17 protein-coding genes and 1 riboswitch are annotated in these 16,751 nt (G+C 70.8%); of the genes, 6 read left to right on the plus strand and 11 right to left on the minus strand.

The features are described from left to right. Positions 1–39 precede the first annotated feature (39 nt). Entirely contained in the window at positions 40–495 is a 456-nt protein-coding gene (locus ACQPZP_RS02275; RefSeq protein WP_433469886.1) for an N-acetyltransferase family protein, read from the minus strand. A gap of 145 nt (positions 496–640) precedes the next feature. On the opposite strand from ACQPZP_RS02275, the gene ACQPZP_RS02280 reads away from it, so the two are divergent. Further along, complete coding sequence (locus ACQPZP_RS02280; RefSeq protein WP_433466013.1) at positions 641–970, plus strand: WhiB family transcriptional regulator; 330 nt, start codon at positions 641–643, stop codon at positions 968–970. A 12-nt stretch (positions 971–982) separates the two neighbouring features. Here ACQPZP_RS02280 and ACQPZP_RS02285 read toward each other — a convergent pair whose 3' ends face one another. Continuing rightward, positions 983–1,912 (minus strand): NADPH:quinone oxidoreductase family protein, encoded by a 930-nt coding sequence (locus ACQPZP_RS02285; protein WP_433475953.1) that lies wholly within the window; start codon positions 1,910–1,912, stop codon positions 983–985. A gap of 89 nt (positions 1,913–2,001) precedes the next feature. Between ACQPZP_RS02285 and ACQPZP_RS02290 the strand changes: the two genes are divergently transcribed. Continuing rightward, positions 2,002–2,640 carry a rhomboid family intramembrane serine protease gene (locus ACQPZP_RS02290; RefSeq protein ID WP_433475954.1) on the plus strand — a complete coding sequence of 213 codons (639 nt, stop codon included), beginning with the start codon at positions 2,002–2,004 and terminating at the stop codon, positions 2,638–2,640. Between the two features lie 56 nt (positions 2,641–2,696). Here ACQPZP_RS02290 and ACQPZP_RS02295 read toward each other — a convergent pair whose 3' ends face one another. The 6 genes from ACQPZP_RS02295 to ACQPZP_RS02320 all read right to left on the minus strand — a co-directional run bounded on the left by ACQPZP_RS02295 (position 2,697) and on the right by ACQPZP_RS02320 (position 7,960). Then, positions 2,697–2,918 (minus strand): hypothetical protein, encoded by a 222-nt coding sequence (locus ACQPZP_RS02295; RefSeq protein WP_433475955.1) that lies wholly within the window; start codon positions 2,916–2,918, stop codon positions 2,697–2,699. Positions 2,919–2,952: 34 nt separating this feature from the next. Beyond that, the gene (locus ACQPZP_RS02300; protein WP_433475956.1) at positions 2,953–3,699 is read right to left on the minus strand and encodes an SDR family oxidoreductase; all 747 of its coding nucleotides are present in this window, start codon (positions 3,697–3,699) and stop codon (positions 2,953–2,955) included. Positions 3,700–3,752: 53 nt separating this feature from the next. Then, the gene (locus ACQPZP_RS02305) at positions 3,753–5,210 is read right to left on the minus strand and encodes a hypothetical protein (RefSeq protein WP_433475957.1); all 1,458 of its coding nucleotides are present in this window, start codon (positions 5,208–5,210) and stop codon (positions 3,753–3,755) included. Positions 5,211–5,277: 67 nt separating this feature from the next. Next, the gene (locus tag ACQPZP_RS02310) at positions 5,278–6,063 is read right to left on the minus strand and encodes a sporulation protein (protein ID WP_433466019.1); all 786 of its coding nucleotides are present in this window, start codon (positions 6,061–6,063) and stop codon (positions 5,278–5,280) included. 103 nt (positions 6,064–6,166) lie between these two features. Next, positions 6,167–6,490, minus strand: a complete 324-nt coding sequence (locus ACQPZP_RS02315) for a DMT family transporter (RefSeq protein ID WP_433466020.1) — start codon at positions 6,488–6,490, stop codon at positions 6,167–6,169. 33 nt (positions 6,491–6,523) lie between these two features. Next, positions 6,524–6,586: riboswitch (guanidine-III (ykkC-III) riboswitch) on the minus strand. Positions 6,587–6,622: 36 nt separating this feature from the next. Continuing rightward, positions 6,623–7,960: a UDP-glucose dehydrogenase family protein gene (locus tag ACQPZP_RS02320; protein ID WP_433475958.1), complete on the minus strand. Its 1,338-nt coding sequence runs from the start codon at positions 7,958–7,960 to the stop codon at positions 6,623–6,625. Between the two features lie 309 nt (positions 7,961–8,269). Here ACQPZP_RS02320 and ACQPZP_RS02325 point away from each other — a divergent pair, with 309 nt between their 5' ends. Beyond that, the gene (locus ACQPZP_RS02325; RefSeq protein ID WP_433475959.1) at positions 8,270–10,105 is read left to right on the plus strand and encodes an acyl-CoA dehydrogenase; all 1,836 of its coding nucleotides are present in this window, start codon (positions 8,270–8,272) and stop codon (positions 10,103–10,105) included. A gap of 118 nt (positions 10,106–10,223) precedes the next feature. Here ACQPZP_RS02325 and ACQPZP_RS02330 read toward each other — a convergent pair whose 3' ends face one another. Further along, positions 10,224–10,775, minus strand: a complete 552-nt coding sequence (locus ACQPZP_RS02330; RefSeq protein ID WP_433475960.1) for a CGNR zinc finger domain-containing protein — start codon at positions 10,773–10,775, stop codon at positions 10,224–10,226. Between the two features lie 82 nt (positions 10,776–10,857). Here ACQPZP_RS02330 and ACQPZP_RS02335 point away from each other — a divergent pair, with 82 nt between their 5' ends. Next, positions 10,858–12,072: an MFS transporter gene (locus tag ACQPZP_RS02335; protein WP_433475961.1), complete on the plus strand. Its 1,215-nt coding sequence runs from the start codon at positions 10,858–10,860 to the stop codon at positions 12,070–12,072. Positions 12,073–12,115: 43 nt separating this feature from the next. Here the strand turns inward: ACQPZP_RS02335 and ACQPZP_RS02340 are convergent, their stop codons facing one another. Then, positions 12,116–12,937 carry a phosphatase PAP2 family protein gene (locus ACQPZP_RS02340; protein ID WP_433475962.1) on the minus strand — a complete coding sequence of 274 codons (822 nt, stop codon included), beginning with the start codon at positions 12,935–12,937 and terminating at the stop codon, positions 12,116–12,118. Between the two features lie 542 nt (positions 12,938–13,479). On the opposite strand from ACQPZP_RS02340, the gene ACQPZP_RS02345 reads away from it, so the two are divergent. Further along, the gene (locus ACQPZP_RS02345; protein WP_433475963.1) at positions 13,480–14,931 is read left to right on the plus strand and encodes a hypothetical protein; all 1,452 of its coding nucleotides are present in this window, start codon (positions 13,480–13,482) and stop codon (positions 14,929–14,931) included. 81 nt (positions 14,932–15,012) lie between these two features. Then, positions 15,013–15,255, plus strand: coding sequence for a DUF6458 family protein (locus ACQPZP_RS02350; protein ID WP_433475964.1), 243 nt, complete (start codon positions 15,013–15,015; stop codon positions 15,253–15,255). A 51-nt stretch (positions 15,256–15,306) separates the two neighbouring features. Here ACQPZP_RS02350 and ACQPZP_RS02355 read toward each other — a convergent pair whose 3' ends face one another. Beyond that, complete coding sequence (locus ACQPZP_RS02355) at positions 15,307–16,749, minus strand: dihydrolipoamide acetyltransferase family protein (RefSeq protein WP_433475965.1); 1,443 nt, start codon at positions 16,747–16,749, stop codon at positions 15,307–15,309. Positions 16,750–16,751 lie beyond the last annotated feature (2 nt).

Genomic DNA, 16,751 nt, shown 5'->3' on the forward strand with positions numbered 1-16,751 from the left:
CACCGCTGCCCGCACGGTACGGGCCGCCGGGGAGGGCGCTCAGGTGAGGTGGTACTTCATGCCCATGTGGGACGGGCGGAAGCCGATCTTCTGGTAGAAGCGGATCGCGTCCGGGCGCTGGCGGTCGGTGGTGAGCTGGACGACGCGGCAGCCCCGCTCGCGGGCCCGCTCGATGGCCCAGGTGATCATCTGCTGGCCGAGACCCGCGCCGCGCTGCTCGGCGGCGATGCGGACCCCCTCGATCTGGGCGCGCTCTCCGCCGGTGTAGGTGAGACCGGGGATGAAGGTCAGCTGGAGGGTGCCGGCGACCCGGCCGGCGACCTCCGCGACGACCAGGGTGTTGTTGGGGTCCTTGGCGATCGCGGCGAAAGCGGTGAAGTAGGCCTCCGGGATCTCGTCCCCGGCGGGTGTTTCGCGGGTCGCTCCCAGGGGATCGTCGGCGAGAAGTCGGACGATCTGGGGCAGATCGTCCACCGTCGCCTCGCGGAAGGTCACTTCTTGATCACTCTGCACACTCCCAGGTTATCGGGGCGCTACCTTGCGAAATTCGTATGCCTTGTAGTACTACGGGTTGTAGTACTACGCTGAGTGGAGACCACCCCCACCGCACGGTGGTCTCGTCGCCGCGCAGGGAGAACCAATGCACAACAACGAGAACGAGGAACACTGGACCGACCACGCCATCTGCCGCGGTGCCGATCCCGACCTGTTCTTCCCGATCGGCTACTCCGCGCCCGTGCTCCGGGCGCAGCAGGACGCGGCCAAGGAGATCTGCTCCAACTGCCCGGTGAAGGCCGACTGCCTCGCGTGGGCGCTCAGGGTGGGCGAGCCGGAGGGCATCTGGGGCGGGACGACCCCGGAGGAGCGCCGCTACCTTCGCCGGACCGCCGACGCCCCCGCGCGCCGGCCGCTGCCCGTCATCGTGGTGCGCGGCGACGCCTCCGAGTCGGAGCACGCGTCGGCCGCCTAGGGAACGCTCCGCTCAAGGGAGCAGGGCCACCTTGCCCACCACCCGGCGGCTCAGCAGGTCGTCCATGACCCGGGCCGCGGATGACAGGGGTTCCGTCCGGGGCGCCACCGGTGTCAGGTCTCCCTTGGCGACCATGCCGAGAAGCTCGTCCAGGAGGACGCGCTGGTCCCGCGGGTTCGTCATCGACCAGGCTCCCCAGTCGACGCCCACGATCGTCCGGTTGCGCAGCAGCACCTGGTTGAGCGGCAGGGACGGGATGTCCCCCGATGCGAAACCGATCACGACGTAGCGGCCCCGTTCGCGCAGCGCGCGCAGGGCGGGGCCGGCGAGTGCGCCTCCGACCGGGTCGTAGACCACGTCCACGCCGCCGTCCGACCACGTGCGGGCGGCCGTTTTGACGTCCTCGCCGCTGTTCAGCGTCGCTTCGGCGCCCGCCGCCCGAGCGGCCTCCTGCTTGGCGTCTGTCGACGCGACCGCCAGGACCCGGGCGCCCAGAGTCCTCGCCACCTGGATCGCCGCCAGGCCCACGCCGCCGCCGGCGCCGAGCACGAGCACCGTCTCGCCCGGCCGGACCCCCGCGCGGTCGCGCAGGGCGAACAGAGCCGTGCTGTAGCTCTGCGTGAAGGTCGCGGCCCGCGGGAAGTCCAGCTCGTCCGGGATCGGGACGGCCGACGCCGCGGGCACCGCCACCTGGGAGGCGAAGCCGCCCAGCCCGCACATCACGAGGACGCGTTCGCCGGCCGGCAGCGTCCCCGCGACCTCGCTCCCCGGAACGAACGGAAGCGGCGGCTTGATCTGGTACCGCCCCTGGACGAACAGGGCGTCCACGAAATTGACCCCCGCCGCCCGCACGGTGACGAGGACCTGGCCAGGCCCGGGGACGGGAGGCTCGGCCTCCCTGACGACGACCGAACCGAGCTCTTCGCAGATCGCAGCGCGCATCCGCCCACTATGCCGGAAAGGCCCCGTGGCACCTTCCGGTCGTCCCGCTCGTTGACCACGCAGGGACGTCCAGACATACGGTGGCTGACATGAGCTATACCCCCGACCGGCAGCGTTCCGAAGGACTCGCCAAGCACGGCGCCCGCGCGCTGTCGTCGGCCGTGCTGATCCTCTCCGTGACCGCCGTCATGTGGGTGCTGGAGGCGTTCGACTACACGACCGACGGGTGGCTCGACCGGTTCGGGATCCAGCCCAGGGACGTGAGCGATCTTCCGGACATCTTCACGGCGCCGTTCCTGCACGCCGGCTTCGGGCACCTGATGGCCAACACGATCCCGTTCCTCGTCCTCGGGTTCGTCGCGGCGGCGCGGGGGATCGCGAAGTTCCTGGCCGCCAGCCTGATCATCATCGTGGTCGGCGGCCTCGGGGTGTGGTTCCTCAGCTCCGCCAACACGCTCGGCTCCAGCATCCTGATCTTCGGGTTCTTCGGCTACCTGGTGGGACGCGGCATCTTCGAGCGGCGGCTGGTCGACATCGCGATCGCGGTCGCCGTCGTCGCCGTCTACGGGACGATGCTGCTCGGCGTCATCCCGAGCGACCCCCGGATCTCCTGGCAGGGCCACCTGTTCGGCCTGCTCGGCGGCCTCCTCGCCTCATGGTTCCTGCGTCGGGACACCGCCTCGCCCGGACGACGGGCGGCCGGCGCGCCACAACAGCCCGGGGCCTGAACCAGTAGAAGGGTCCGCCGGCGGTCGGCCGGCGGACCCTTGCGGGGTGGTGGACGTCACCGGCGGCGGGCGGCGAGGAAGCCGCCGAAGCAGCAGGCGACGCCGATGGCGACGTTGAGCCAGTAATCCCCGATACGGACGGAACCGAGAGGATCCCCGGCCACCGTCACAGCGACCCACAGGACCCCTGTTCCGGCGGCGAGCAGCCGGGCGGTCGTCCTGCCGGGCACGTCGGCGAGGCGGCGCCTCGCCACCATCACGCCGAGAGCGCGGGCCACGGGGCCTGCGGAAAGGAGGAAGCGGGAGACGCCGTCAGCTCGGCCGGACGGTGACGTCCGAGATCACGGCGTCCCGAGGCGTCTCCAGCGCGGCGACCAGGACACGCGCGACGGTTCCTGGGGCGGCGAAGTCGTCCTCGGCGTAGGGGTGGCCTTCCTGGGCGCGGACACTGCGCTGCATCTCCGTCGCCGTCCGTCCTGGGTAGACGGTCGTGACGCGCAGGGACGGCTCCTCCGCGCGCAGCGAGTCGGCCAGGGCGCGCAGGCCGAACTTGCTCGCCGCGTACGCCGACCATTCGGGGTTGGCGCGCAGGCCGGCGGTGGAGTTGACGAAGACGACGTGGCCTCCGGCGGCGCGCAGCGCGGGCAGTAGCAGACGGGTCATCTCCGCCGCCGACACCAGGTTGACCGACAGGTGCTCCATCCACTCGTCGGCCTCCGTGCCGGCGACCGGCCCCAGATGGACCATGCCCGCCGCGTGGACGATGCCGTCCAGCCGCGCGGGGATCCCCGCCATCGCGAGGGCCGCCTCGATGCGGCGCGGCTTCGTCAGATCCAGCGGGATCGTGGAGATGGACGCCGCCCGCGGCGGCGAGGCGACCGCGCCCGGGTTGATGACCTGGGTGGCGGCGTTCGCGCCGCCGCGCAGCGTCGCGGCGAGCTTGTCGAGGCGTTCGGGGGAGCGGCCGGTGAGGACGAGGTCATGGCCCCGCTCGCGCAGCAGCTCGGCCACCGCCGTGCCGATGCCGCCCGTCGCCCCCGTGATCAGATACGTGCCCATGAGGCCCCATTCTCGTCGATCCCCTACCCCGGATGGACGCCCGGGGCGGCGCCTTAGTTCGGACGCAGGACGCGCGTGACGCCCGCGATCAGTGCGGTGGCCAGCACCCAGCCCGTCGTGACGAGACCGTACGCCACCCAGCGCGACCAGTTCACCGCGTCGTACGAGAGCTGCTGCCCGAACGTGTCGAGCGGGATCAGCAGGTCGAGCGTGTAGATCAGCGCGTGGAACGAGGGCAGTTCGTTGCCGGGCTTGACCGGGCGGGGCTGCTCGATCGAGAACACCGTCGTCCCGACGGCCAGCAGGGCGGCGAACCACGCGAACGCCAGCCAGGGCCGGTAGCCGAACCCGACCGTCCAGTCGAGCAGGTGGTTCCAGGCCCGCCCGACCGGGTTGAGCCGGCGGCGGCGCGCGCGCAGCTTGGCCAGCTGCACCTTCCGGGCCAGGTCGTCGTGGCCGATGCTGTGGTACCAGGCCGCGAGCTGCTCGTACGGCTGGAGATGGAACTCCTTGTCCCGCGCCACCCAGCTGAGCCGGTCCTTGAACTCGCCGCCGCGCAGCGTCTGGTAGGTCAGGCCATTGAGGAGCAGCTCGTCCGGCCAGATGGACGGATGGTCCATGACCATGTCGATCCGGGAGTACGACAGCATCACCCGGCCCCGAATCTTCTCCTCCGGCCAAAGGATCAGTTCGTCCGCCTGGATGTGGCTGGCGTGCAGCGCCATCCGCGCCGGTTCGGTGGCGTCGAGATGCCCACGGGAGAACGACAGGATGCCGTTGAAGCGGGCACTGCGCAGCCGGACGGTGCCGAACGCCTTGAAGCCGTTGCTGAACTCGGCGGCGTCCTCGACGACCATGTTCTGCGCGTCCAGCGCGATGCGGCCCGGATTGGACAGCGTGGTGCGCTCCATGAACAGCCCGCCGTTCATGCGGGCCCCGACGAACCGCACCCCGCCGGTGATCTCCGCGTCCCGGATGAACGCGCCGACGTCCACGACGAGGCCGCCGCCGAACACCGCCCACTTGTCCGGCGCGGACGCGGTGACGCGCGTCCGGTTCATCCGCAGGCCGCCGCTGAGCTGCGCCCTCGGCAGCCGGATCTCGCCCTCGATCTCCGAGTCCGACAGGCTGAGGTAGCCGTCGGCGCGCAGCCCGCCGCCGTCGAAGCCGGGCATCCGGCATGCGGCGAGCCGCAGCTGCCGTGTCTCGGCGTTGGAGAAGTCGGGTTCGTCCACGAGTCGGCAGTCCGACAGGAGCAGCTCGTGCTCGACCACGCCGCCCGAGACGTCCAGCTTTCCCGTGACGTAGGCGCCGCGCAGCCGGACGGCCGCGACCGCGCCGGTACGGGACTCGCCCGCCCCGAGCAGCAGCCGCGTGATGATCTCGGCGCGGACGATGCGTTCGGGGAGCGGGCCGGCGGGACGGTCCTCGCCCAGGACGACGGTCGCGCCGGTGGGAAACGCGTTCCAGAGGCGTCGTTCCGCGTCGTTCAGGCCGGGGGGCTGGGGCACGGAACCTCTTTCTACGCGGAAATCCCCTCCGCGATCAACATCGCGGAGGGGATTCCGGGCTCGGGGCTTAGAAGAAGCCCCGGCGGCGGCCGGCGTCCTGCAGGAAGCCGTCGAGCTGCCGCTCCCAGTCGGTGTGCTCGACGCTCGCGTAGTCGACGGTGAAGCGGCTGAACGCATCGTGCCCCTCGGTGAAGACCCCGCCGCGCTTGTCGAGCTCCAGCACGACCTCCATCGACTGCGGGTAGGACACGAACGTCACCTCAAGCTGCTTGATGCCGCGCGCGTACTGTCCGGGAGGGTAGAACTCGATCTCCTGGTAGAAGGGCAGCTCCTGGTGGACGCCCCATATCCGGCCCTTCTCGCAGTCGGCGTTGCGGAACTGGAAGCCGAGGTTGGAGAACGCCGCGAGGATGCGCTCCTGCGCGGGCAGCGGGTGGACGGCGATCGGGTCGAGGTCGCCCGGGTCGAGCGCGCCCGCGACCTCCAGTTCCGTCGCGACCCCGACCGTCGTGCCGTGCAGCGGGCGCCCGTACATGTGGGTGAGCGGCGCCTCCCACGGGATCGGCAGCTGGAACGGGACGCTGTGCCGCGCACCCTCCTGGAGGCTGAATCCGCCGGCGACGGGCATCTTGGCGTACTCCAGGTTGGAGTTGTACTCGTTGTCGCCCGACTCGACCTCGACCCTGGTGCGCAGAGCGAGGTTCACCGACTTGATGTCGGAGTTGAACTGGCCGCCGATGATGGTGATCTCGCCGGTGACGACGCCGCCCGGCGTGGTGTTCGGGTCGTGCAGGATCGTCTCGATCGAGGGCCCGCCGATGCCCATCGCCTGACGCAACTTCTTGAAGACCAAGGTCCGTCCTCCCGTGTCCGAGCGACTCCCCGCGCTCTCTCCCATAGACGCTGTCACGGGAGACTACGTTCCGCGAGACCTCGGTGACCTGCGAACGCCGACGTCAGTGGCCGCCCCCGGCCAGGTTCAGGCCGACGACCCCGGCGACGATGAACGCCAGTGCGGTGATCTTGAGGGCGGAGACCTGGTCACCCATGACGAGCATGCCGAGCGCGGCCGTTCCCACAGCCCCGATGCCGACCCAGACGGCGTAGGCGGTGCCGACGTCGAGGTTCTTGAGCGCGAGGCTGAGCAGGCCGAAACCGGTCACGGCGAAGACGAGAAAGCCCACCGACGGCAGCGGCTCGGTGAATCCCTTGCTGCCCTTGAGGCACAAGGCCATCGCGACCTCGAACAGGCCGGCGACGATGACGAGGATCCAGGCCATGGTTCCGCTCCCGGTACACGAGACGACGACTGTCACGCGTCGTCTTCGCCTGCCGGGTACGACGCACCTCGTCCGGGAGGACCAGTGGCCCTCACCCGCGACAACGGCCCCGCACCGCGGGATGTTCCCCCGTCAGGAGCGGCCGAGGGCGCGGTACTCCCAGCCCGCTCGGCGCCATTGCGCGGCGTCGAGGGCGTGGCGTCCGTCCACGACGCGTTTGTGCCCGACGACGCGGGCCAGCGCCTCCGGGTCGACCTCGCGGAAGTCGGACCACTCGGTCAGCAGGACGACGACGTCGGCGTCCCTCGCCACGTCGAACGCGCTGTCGCCGTAACGCAGCTCGGGGAACGCCCGGCGGGCGTTGTCCAGTGCGGCCGGGTCGTAGACGCGGACGTCCCCGCCCAGCCCGTGCATGGTGCGCGCGACGTCCAGCGCGGGCGCGTCCCGGATGTCGTCGGAGTTGGGCTTGAACGCCGCGCCCCACGCGGCGATGCGCTTCCCGGCGAAGTCGCCGCCGAGCAGTTCCCGGACGAGGTCGACGGTGCGGGCGCGGCGGCGCCGGTTGATGTCGTCCACGTGGCGCAGGAACGACACGGCCTGGCCGACGCCGATCTCCTCGGCGCGGTGCGCGAACGCCCGGATGTCCTTGGGCAGGCAGCCGCCGCCGAAGCCGAGGCCCGGGCGCAGGAACTTGCCGCCGATCCGGTCGTCCAGCGCCAGGGAGTCGGCGAGGTCCTTGACGTCGGCGCCGACTGCCTCGCAGACCTCGGCCATGGCGTTGATGTAGGAGATCTTGGTGGCGAGGAACGAGTTGGCGGCGACCTTGACGAGCTCGGCGGTGGCGAGGTCCGTCCGGACCACCGGGGTGCCGAGGTCGAGGACGGGCTTGAACGCCGCGCGGAGCCGCTCGTCCGCCCAGTCGGACGAGACGCCGAACACCAGCCGGTCGGGACGCATGGTGTCGTCCACGGCGAAGCCCTCGCGGAGGAACTCCGGGTTCCACGCGAGCTCGACGTCGGTTCCCGCGGGCGCCAGCTCCTGGACGAGACCGGTGAGGCGCGCGGCCGTCCCGACCGGCACCGTGGACTTGCCGACGACGAGGGAGCGGCGGCGCAGATGCGGCGCGAGGGAGCGGACGGCGGCGTCGATGTAGCTGAGGTCGGCGGCGTCCGACCCGGCCTGCTGGGGCGTCCCCACGCACAGGAAATGGACGTCGCCGAACTCGCCGGCCTCCGCGAACGAGGTGGTGAACCGGAGCCGGCCGGAGTCGAGCGCCTTCGTGAGCAGCTCCGGCAGCCCGGGCTCGAAGATCGGGACCTCGCCGGACGCCAGCCGGTCGATCTTGCGCCGGTCGACGTCCACACCGACGACCTCGTAACCGAGCACGGCCATGCAGATCGCGTGCGTGGCGCCGAGGTAGCCGGTCCCGATGACGGTGAGCCTCGGGGCCTCCGCGTCCACCTGCTTCATGCGCACCTCCTTCGTACACCGGTGTTTTCGCGCCTGCTCGATCTTGCCACCACGGGTGGGGTGCGTGTAGGCGGGTGTGCCGCGTGGGACAAAGGCGCCGGTCGGCGGCGTGTGGCCCAGGCTGCGCCCGTTCGTGGTCGGTGACCTGGCTCACCCAGGGCGCCCGGGCGTGGTATCGGTGTGGCCTGCATCGCCTGGATCCGGCTGATTCGGGTGGTTGTCACGGGTTACCAGCGGGTAGCATGATGGTGAGTTACCGACCAGTATTAAGCGGGGCCGCCGGCGCCGCCGGATCAGACGGAGTCTCGAATGGGGCACTACAAGAGCAACCTCCGGGACCTGGAGTTCAACCTCTTCGAGGTGTTCAGGCGCCAGGACCTCCTCGGCAGCGGCCCGTACGCCGAGCTGGACGAGGACACCGTGCGCAGCGTCCTCGACGAGGTGAACCGGCTGGCCGAGGGCCCGCTCGCCGACTCCTTCGAGGACGCCGACCGGCACCCGCCGGCGTTCGACCCGGCCGCCGGAACGGTCGAGATGCCGGAGAGCTTCAAGAAGTCGTTCAAGGCGTGGATGGACGCCGAGTGGTACCGCCTCGACCTCGCTCCCGAGTTCGGCGGCAGCGGCGCCCCGCGCTCCCTCACCTGGGCCGTCGCCGAGCAGGTACTGGGGGCCAACCCGGCCGTCTACATGTTCGCCTCCGGTCCCGGCTTCGCCCAGATCCTTTGGCACATCGGCACGCCCGAGCAGAAGAGGTTCGCCGAGCTGGCCCTGGAGCGGCAGTGGGGCGCCACGATGGTGCTGACCGAGCCGGACGCGGGCTCCGACGTCGGCGCCGGACGCGCCAAGGCCGTCGAGCAGCCGGACGGCACCTGGCACATCGAGGGCGTCAAGCGCTTCATCACCTCGGCCGAGCACGACATGGCCGAGAACATCTTCCACCTGGTGCTTGCCCGCCCCGAGGGCGCAGGCCCCGGCACCAAGGGCCTGTCGATGTTCCTCGTCCCCAAGTACCTGGTGGACCTGGAGACCGGCGAGCTGGGCGAGCGCAACGGCGCCTACGTGACCAACGTCGAGAAGAAGATGGGCCTCAAGGTCTCCACGACCTGCGAGCTGACCTTCGGCGAGAAGCAGCCGGCCGTCGGCTACCTGGTCGGCGACGTGCACCAGGGCATCCGGCAGATGTTCCTCGTCATCGAGTACGCCCGGATGATGGTCGGCACCAAGGCCATCGCCACCCTGTCCACGGGCTACCTGAACGCGCTGGAGTACGCGAAGGAGCGCGTGCAGGGTGCCGACATGACGCAGATGACGGACAAGTCCGCTCCGCGCGTCACGATCACCCACCACCCGGACGTCCGGCGCAGCCTCATGACGCAGAAGGCGTACGCCGAGGGCATGCGCGCGCTCGTGCTGCTCGCCGCGTCCTACCAGGACGCCGTGCAGATCGCCGAGCACGAGGGCCGCAAGGACGAGCAGGCCGAGAAGGTCAACGACCTGCTGCTGCCGATCGTGAAGGGCTTCGGCTCCGAGCGGGCGTACGCCCTTCTCGGCGCGGAGTCCCTGCAGACCCTCGGCGGGTCCGGGTTCCTGCAGGACTACCCGATCGAGCAGTACATCCGCGACTCCAAGATCGACACCCTGTACGAGGGCACCACCGCGATCCAGGGCCAGGACCTGTTCTTCCGCAAGATCCTTCGCGACAACGGCGAGGCGCTGAAGGTGCTGGCCGGGGAGATCAGGGCGTTCGCCGAGTCCGAGGCCGGCAACGGCCGGCTGAAGAACGAGCGGGCCATGCTCGGCCGGGCCCTCGACGACGTGCAGGGCATCCTCGACCCGATGGTCGGGTGGGCGCTCGGCTCGATGGAGAACCCGAAGGAGCTCTACAAGATCGGGCTCAACTCGTCCCGCCTGCTGCTGGGCCTCGGCGACCTCATCGTCGCCTGGCTGCTGTGCCGCCAGGCCGAGGTCGCCCTGAACGCGCTCGGCGGCGGTGGCGTGTCCGACTCCGACAAGGCGTTCTACACCGGCAAGGTCGCGGCCGCGCAGTTCTTCTGCCAGACCGTCCTGCCGCGCCTCGCGTCCGACCGCGCCATCACCGAGGCCACCAACCTGGACGTCATGGAACTCCCCGAAGAGGCGTTCTAAGCCCTCCGGACACCAAAGCAAGCAGCGCTGTAGCCCTGCCCAGTCTGGGCAGGGCTACAGCGCTGTCCGGCGGACGGCCACGGCGACGCGGACGTACGGGCTGCGCCGGCGGCGCGGCTCAGGGCCGTCCGTCACGGCGGCGCAGGGTCTCCTTCTTGGCGCGGTTGCCGCACTGGTCCATGGAGCACCAACGCCGCGTGCCCGGCCGAGACAGATCGAGGAACAGAGCCGAGCAGCCGGTTCCGGCGCATTCGCGGAGGCGCGCGAGGTGCGGCGAGGCGACCAGCTCCAGCGCGTCGCGGGCTAGGAGCGCGAGGGCGGCCGAGACGAGGTCGCCGGCGTGCCACCGCACGCCGTCGGCGTCCATCCGCGGTACGGGCACGGGCCGGGCGGCGGCGCCGTTGACCAGGTCCCGGGCGGCGGCGGAGATCGCATCGCCGCGCCACGCCGCGATGATCAGCTCGTGGATCGCCTCGCGCGCGGCGCGGGCCTCGGCGGCGCCGGTCGCGCCCGCGGGGCCTTCAGCGTGCGGGACGCACTGGTCGATCCAGGCGGCCACCGCCGCCAGATCGGGCAGCTCCTCGACGGGGTGGTCCGTACCCCGGAAGCGGAACGTCCTGACGAAGTCCAGGCTGAGGCGCCCGGCCCCCTGGCGGAAGCGTGTGGCCATACCCCCACCCTAACCAAGGAACCGGTTTAACTGGTACCTTCCGAGCACCAGTTAAACCGGTTCCTGATTCCGAGAGGTGTTCGTGCCCGTCGACGCGCAATCCGAGACGGCGACCGAGGCCCGGCAGGCTCCGCCGGGCCGGATCGTCCTGCTCCTGGCGGTCGCCTGCGGGCTGACCGTCGCGAACCTCTACTACGCCCAGCCCCTGCTGGCCGCCCTGCGCGACGCGTTCCACGTCGGCGACGTCGCAGCAGGGAGCCTGGTCACCGTCACCCAGATCGGCTACGCGGCCGGAATGGTGCTGCTGGTCCCGCTCGGCGACCGGTTCGAGACCCGCCGCCTGGTCTCGGTGATGCTGGGCGTCGTGACGGCCGCGCTGGTCGTGGCCGGGACGGCGGCGTACTTCCCGGTGCTGCTCGCCGCCGCGCTGGTCATCGGCGCGATGTCGGTGGTGGCGCAGATCCTGGTGCCTTTCGCCGCCAACCTCGCACCCGACCACCGACGCGGCCGCGTCGTCGGCCAGGTGATGAGCGGGCTGCTCGCCGGGATCCTGCTGTCGCGCACCGTGGGCAGCCTGATCGCCGAGGTGGCCGGATGGCGCGTCGTCTATCTCGCCTCCGCCGTGTTCATGGCCGTTCTCGCGGTGACGCTGCGGTCGGCCCTTCCGTCGCGCGCCCCGACGACGAACGAGCCGTACGGGCGGCTGCTGCGTTCCACGGCCCGGCTCCTCCGGGTCCACGCGCCGCTACGGCGCCGCGCACTGTTCCAGGCCGCGATGTTCGGCGCGTTCTCCGCGTACTGGACCACCGTGTCCTACGTGCTGACCGGCGCGCCGTTCCACTACTCGGAGCTGGGCGTCGGCGTCTTCGCGCTGGTCGGCGCGGGCGGCGCGGTGATCGCCCCGGCGGCCGGACGCTGGGCCGACCGCGGCCTCACGCTGCCGATGACGGCGGTCGCCTACGGCGCGGGCGTGCTGGCGTTCGTCGTGGGCGGGCTCGGTCGTGACCACGTCCTGCTCCTCGCCGTCGCGGCCGTGCTCGTCGACATGGCGGTGCAGAGCTCGTTCATCCTCGGCCAGCACACCGTCTACGCGCTCGCCCCGGAGGCACGGGCCCGCATCAACAGCGCCTACCTCGCCACGATCTTCCTGGGCGGCGCGATCGGCTCGCAGCTCGGCGCGTTCGCCTACCACTCCGGCGGCTGGGGCGCGGTCAGCGTCGTCGGCGGCGCGCTCCCGCTGCTCGCGCTACTCGCCTGGTCCGCCACGGACGCGCGAAGGTTCACCGAGTACCGGTAGTTCTTGGACGAGGCGGTGATCGTCCGCTGTTACGGGGCGGGCTTCAGGAGGGGCTTTCTCCGCGGCTTCTCGCCGGTCCGGGCTTGACGGGGTCGTTGCCGGCCGGTGCATACGGCCCCCCGCCCCCCGCGGTGTCGGCGTCCGGCACCGGGGCGGGTCTCTTGCGGGCGATCAACTGGCCGCCGGCGTACGGTGTGCCGCTGCCGGCCCAGACCAGGCCGGTCGCCGACAGTGCCGCCATGGCCACCGCAGCCCCGGCCACTACGTCCAGGACATAGTGGTTGGCGGTCACGACCACGACGACAGCGGTGGTGACCGGATGCAGTACGGCGACCCATCGCACGCGATAGCGCCGCAGCAGCGCCATGATGACCAGCGCCACCCATAAGGCCCATGCCATGTGCAGGGACGGCATGGCCGCATACTGATTGGCGGGCAGCGGTGGGCTGTGGGTGGTACCGAACCCGGCACCGGCCACGGAGTCGACGAACCCCTCACCCGGGAGCAGGCGCGGCGGCATCACCGGCAGGACGAAGAACACCACCAGCCCGGCCAGGTTCGTCAGGACGAGGGCGTTGCGTGCGGGCCTGTAGACGTCCGGGCCGGTGAGGTAGCAGAGCAGCAAGATGATCATGGTGAGGTTGGTGTGCATGTGCTGGTAGATCCAGACGGACACCTGCGACAGATCATGATGCCTGGTCAGCCATCGGTTGACGCCGAGTTCCACGTCCAGGCCGAGGCGGTCTTCCACGCCCAAGACGTCCCGGCCATGGGCGAGCGCCGCCCCGTACCGGGTGTCGGCCAGCTTTCGGACATCGCGGTAGACCTCGAGTAGCACGTAGGCGATCACCAACTCGCCGATCAACCACGGCCGCTTGCGGCGCAGTCGACGGACGCCGGTGTCACGACCGGTGCGTCGCCTCTCGGGGCGTTTGGTTCGGGCGCGAACGGTTCAGCCTTCTCTCACTCCGAACGGCCCGGCGATACCTGTGCGAGCCGCTCAACGGCCGACCGTGTACGCCGTCCGCCCGGCGGCGCGCACCGGCGGCTGATCACCGCCTCCCGTGCGGCACGGCCACACATCCACGCCCCCAGAGAATGCCGGACCCGATCGGTTGAGTCCGTAAGACGACCGCACTGCGGCCATTGCGTTCTTCTTGTGTTCTGCAGGGATGTTCCCGCTGACGCGCGGCCTGACGCCCGGTCATATCGCCCGTCCACATAAGCGTGATTGCTGGAGAATTGCACGCTTCGTTGGTCAGGAGGCCGGATGCCCGTTCCGAAACCACGGCCGTCCCTTCCAGAGCCCCGCGCGTTCGGTGCATGGGTGCGGGTTATGGCGGGGGGTGTCGCGTTTTGACTACTATCAGCCGCGTCCCTCGCCCGTTCCATTCGACCGGATGGCCGATGCGCCCTTTGCCTCTTGCCGTCGCCCTCGCCGGAGTGCTGCTGGCCGCCGGGTGCGCCGATGCCGGCAAGGCGGAGAGCGTCGCCCCGCCGACGGTCACGGCGGGCGGCGGCCCCGGTCCCGCCGACCAGGTCCGGAGCGCGTACTCGAAGGAGGGCTGGTTCGGGAGCGCGGACGGCCTGCACGCGCGTCTGGACATCAGAAGCGTCGAGCGGCAGGGCTCCAAGTCGGTGCTGCGCTACAGCGTGACATCCATGGACTCGTCGGCGAAGTCGGTCCCGTTCGAGATCGCGCTGGTCGATCCGGTGGGACGCCGGCTCTACAAGCCGACCGGGACGACGAGCGGCGCGGCCTTCACGCCCGGCGCGACGCGGGAGATGGCCGCCGAGTACCCGCCGATCCCCTCGGACGTCCAGAAGGTCACCGCGATCACCCCGGGCACGGCCGGTGAATTCACCGGCATTCCCGTGACGAACGCGACGTCCTCCTCCACTCCGACGTTGTCCGCACCGTCGAGCCCGCCGTCGTCGTCTCCCGGGTTCGGGGCGGAGCCGTTCATGGCCGCAAGGCCGCTCGCCCCGACCTCGCCGTCGACGACACCGCCCACGACGTCCTCCACGACACCGTCCACGACGCCGGGTGGGAATCCCGTGGACCTGTACGGCATCGTCGAGGCGGAGATCGGGAAGGTCGAGTCCAGCGATGCGGGCACGACGGTCGCGTTGGGCGGCGACGCGTTGTTCGAGACCAACACGGCGAAGCTGTCGAGCGGGGCGAAGGCCGTCCTGGACGGCGCGGCTCAGCGGATCAAGACGACCGCCACGGGCACGCTGACGATCGACGGGCACGCCGGTGACCAGAAGCTGTCCGGTGAGCGCGCCGAGGCCGTCCAGAAGGAGATGAAGTCGCGGCTCGGCGACGCCTTCACCTATTCGGCGACCGGCAAGCAGGGCGGCAACGGCGTCGACCTCACCTACCGGCTCAAGAGCGCCGAGCAAAGTGCCACCTCGGCGGCCGCCTTCCGCGCGCAGGACGGGAAGACGGTGGCGACCCGCACCGCGACCTTCGGCAAGGACAAGCGGCGCCTGGAGGTCAAGCCCTTCTACCGGGACGGCGCCTACGTCGTCGCCGTGTTCGACATCGTGAACGAAGGGCCCGGAACCACGCCGCCGGACGCGTCCTACCCGGACACCGGCTACCCGGGAGGCGTGTTCGGCTCGTTCTCCATCCAGGTGCCGGACAAGAAGGACGTCTACCGCGCCGTCCGCGTCGGCCCCGCGACGCCGGGCAGTCCCAGCAACTACCTCGATCCTGGACGGGCCGTCTTCCGCACCACGGTCGGCCAGCCCGTACGGGGCTTCGTCTACCTGCCCGCACCGCCCGGCGGGGCCACGTCCGTCGCGTTCAACGCCGGTCCTTTCGGCAAGGTCGACAAGGTTCCCGTTTCGTAGGCCGCGCCTCCGACGTGTGACGGGCGATCCGAACGGATAGTTAAAGAACACGGCATCGGATCGTCCGGCGGAGGTCAGCGCATGGGTGTCGGCGTCAGTGTTTTCACGATCACGCTCGGGCTGATCCTCAAGTTCGCGATCAAGCCGGACGCGATGACCGACCCGGTGGACATCCACATCATCGGCGTCATCCTGATCATCGTGGGCGGGGTGAGCTTCGCACTCCAGCTGCTGATGATGTCGCGCATGCAGCAGCGCGGCCCGCGCTTCCAGAACCGGCGCGACGAGCGCATGTACGACGGGGACAACCCGCCCCGGCCCTGAGAACGCCCCGAGGGGCCGGTGTCGCCACCGGCCCCTCGGAACGGTCGTCGGCTATCGGCTCCAGGCGAGCATGCGGATGGGGTCCTCGAGCATGTCGCCGACGTCGCGGAGGAACCGCGAGCCCAGCTCGCCGTCCACGATGCGGTGGTCGAACGACAGGGACAGGGTGGTGACCTTCCGGATCGCCAGCTCGCCCTCGTGCACCCAGGGCATGTCCCGGACCTGCCCGAACGCCAGGATCGCGGCCTCACCCGGGGTGAGGATCGGGGTCCCGGTGTCCACGCCGAACACGCCCACGTTCGTGATCGTGATCGTCCCGCCGGACAGGTCGGCCGGGGACGCCCTGCCCGCGCGCGCCTTGTCGGTCAGCTCGTTCAACGCGCGCGCGAGGCCGGGCAGGTCGAGGTCGTGGGCGTCCTTGACCTTGGGGACGAGCAGTCCGCGGTCGGTGGCCGCCGCGATCCCCAGGTTCACATAGCGCTTGACGACGATCTCCGCGCCGTCCGGGCCGTCCACCCAGGTGGAGTTCACCATCGGGTTGCGCGCCACGGCGGTGAGCACCGCGCGCGCCACCAGCAGCAGCGGCGACACCTTCACGTCGGCGAACTCGGGCAGGTCGCGGAGCCGCTTGACGGTCTCCATCGCCGGGGTCACGTCGATCTGGAGGAACTCGGTGACGTGGGGCGCGGTGAACGCCGAACCGGACATCGCCGCGGCGGTCGCCTTGCGGACCCCCTTGACCGGCACGCGCTCCTCGCGCGGGCCCGCCTGGACCGGCACGGCGGGCGCTGGCGGTCCCGCCTGCGCGGCGAGGACGTCCTCGCGGGTGATCGAGCCCTGCGGACCCGACCCCGTGATGGACGTCAGGTCCACTCCGAGGTCCCTGGCCATCTTGCGGACGGGCGGTTTGGCCAGCGGCAGCCCGTTTTCCACAGGCTGTGGACGAGGAGCCGGGAGTTGCGTCCGAGGCGGTGCCGGTGGCGCCGTGCCGCCCGTGGCCGTGCCGTTCGGAGTCTTGCGGGGGCGGCGTTTGGTCGTCCCCTCTTTGACCCCGTAGCCGACCAGGACGGGCTGGCGCTTGGGCGGCTGCTCGGCCGGCTGCTCGGCGGGCTGCTCGGGCGACACCATGCCCGGCTCGCTAAGGGTCGGAACGCCCTCCTCGCGCATCGCGGCGGCCTGCGCCGGGGGCTCGGACACCGGCGTCGCCACGCCGCCCTGGCCTCCAGTGTCCACCGAGGTGTCCACCGAGATGATGGGGACGCCGACGTCGACGGTCTGGCCCTCGGTGACCAGCAGCTCGGCCACCACACCCTCGAACGGGCAGGGCAGCTCCACGATCGCCTTGGCCGTCTCGATCTCGACGATGGTCTGGTTCACCTCGACGGTGTCGCCGGGCTGCACGTGCCACTTCACGATCTCGGCCTCGGTCAGGCCCTCGCCCACGTCCGGCAGCTTGAACAGTTTCGGCCCGCTCACCGGGCTCGTCGGGTTCACCG

Origin of the sequence: Spirillospora sp. CA-142024 (assembly GCF_050942325.1) — a bacterium.
Classification (GTDB): domain Bacteria; phylum Actinomycetota; class Actinomycetes; order Streptosporangiales; family Streptosporangiaceae; genus Spirillospora.

Bases quoted from the DNA above. Each gene is read 5' to 3' on its own strand.
- ACQPZP_RS02280 (WP_433466013.1), top strand. From the start codon at position 641: ATGCACAACAACGAGAACGAGGAACACTGGACCGACCACGCCATCTGC.
- ACQPZP_RS02285 (WP_433475953.1), bottom strand. From the start codon at position 1,912: ATGCGCGCTGCGATCTGCGAAGAGCTCGGTTCGGTCGTCGTCAGGGAG.
- ACQPZP_RS02290 (WP_433475954.1), top strand. From the start codon at position 2,002: ATGAGCTATACCCCCGACCGGCAGCGTTCCGAAGGACTCGCCAAGCAC.
- ACQPZP_RS02300 (WP_433475956.1), bottom strand. From the start codon at position 3,699: ATGGGCACGTATCTGATCACGGGGGCGACGGGCGGCATCGGCACGGCG.
- ACQPZP_RS02315 (WP_433466020.1), bottom strand. From the start codon at position 6,490: ATGGCCTGGATCCTCGTCATCGTCGCCGGCCTGTTCGAGGTCGCGATG.
- ACQPZP_RS02320 (WP_433475958.1), bottom strand. From the start codon at position 7,960: ATGAAGCAGGTGGACGCGGAGGCCCCGAGGCTCACCGTCATCGGGACC.
- ACQPZP_RS02325 (WP_433475959.1), top strand. From the start codon at position 8,270: ATGGGGCACTACAAGAGCAACCTCCGGGACCTGGAGTTCAACCTCTTC.
- ACQPZP_RS02330 (WP_433475960.1), bottom strand. From the start codon at position 10,775: ATGGCCACACGCTTCCGCCAGGGGGCCGGGCGCCTCAGCCTGGACTTC.
- ACQPZP_RS02345 (WP_433475963.1), top strand. From the start codon at position 13,480: ATGCGCCCTTTGCCTCTTGCCGTCGCCCTCGCCGGAGTGCTGCTGGCC.
- ACQPZP_RS02350 (WP_433475964.1), top strand. From the start codon at position 15,013: ATGGGTGTCGGCGTCAGTGTTTTCACGATCACGCTCGGGCTGATCCTC.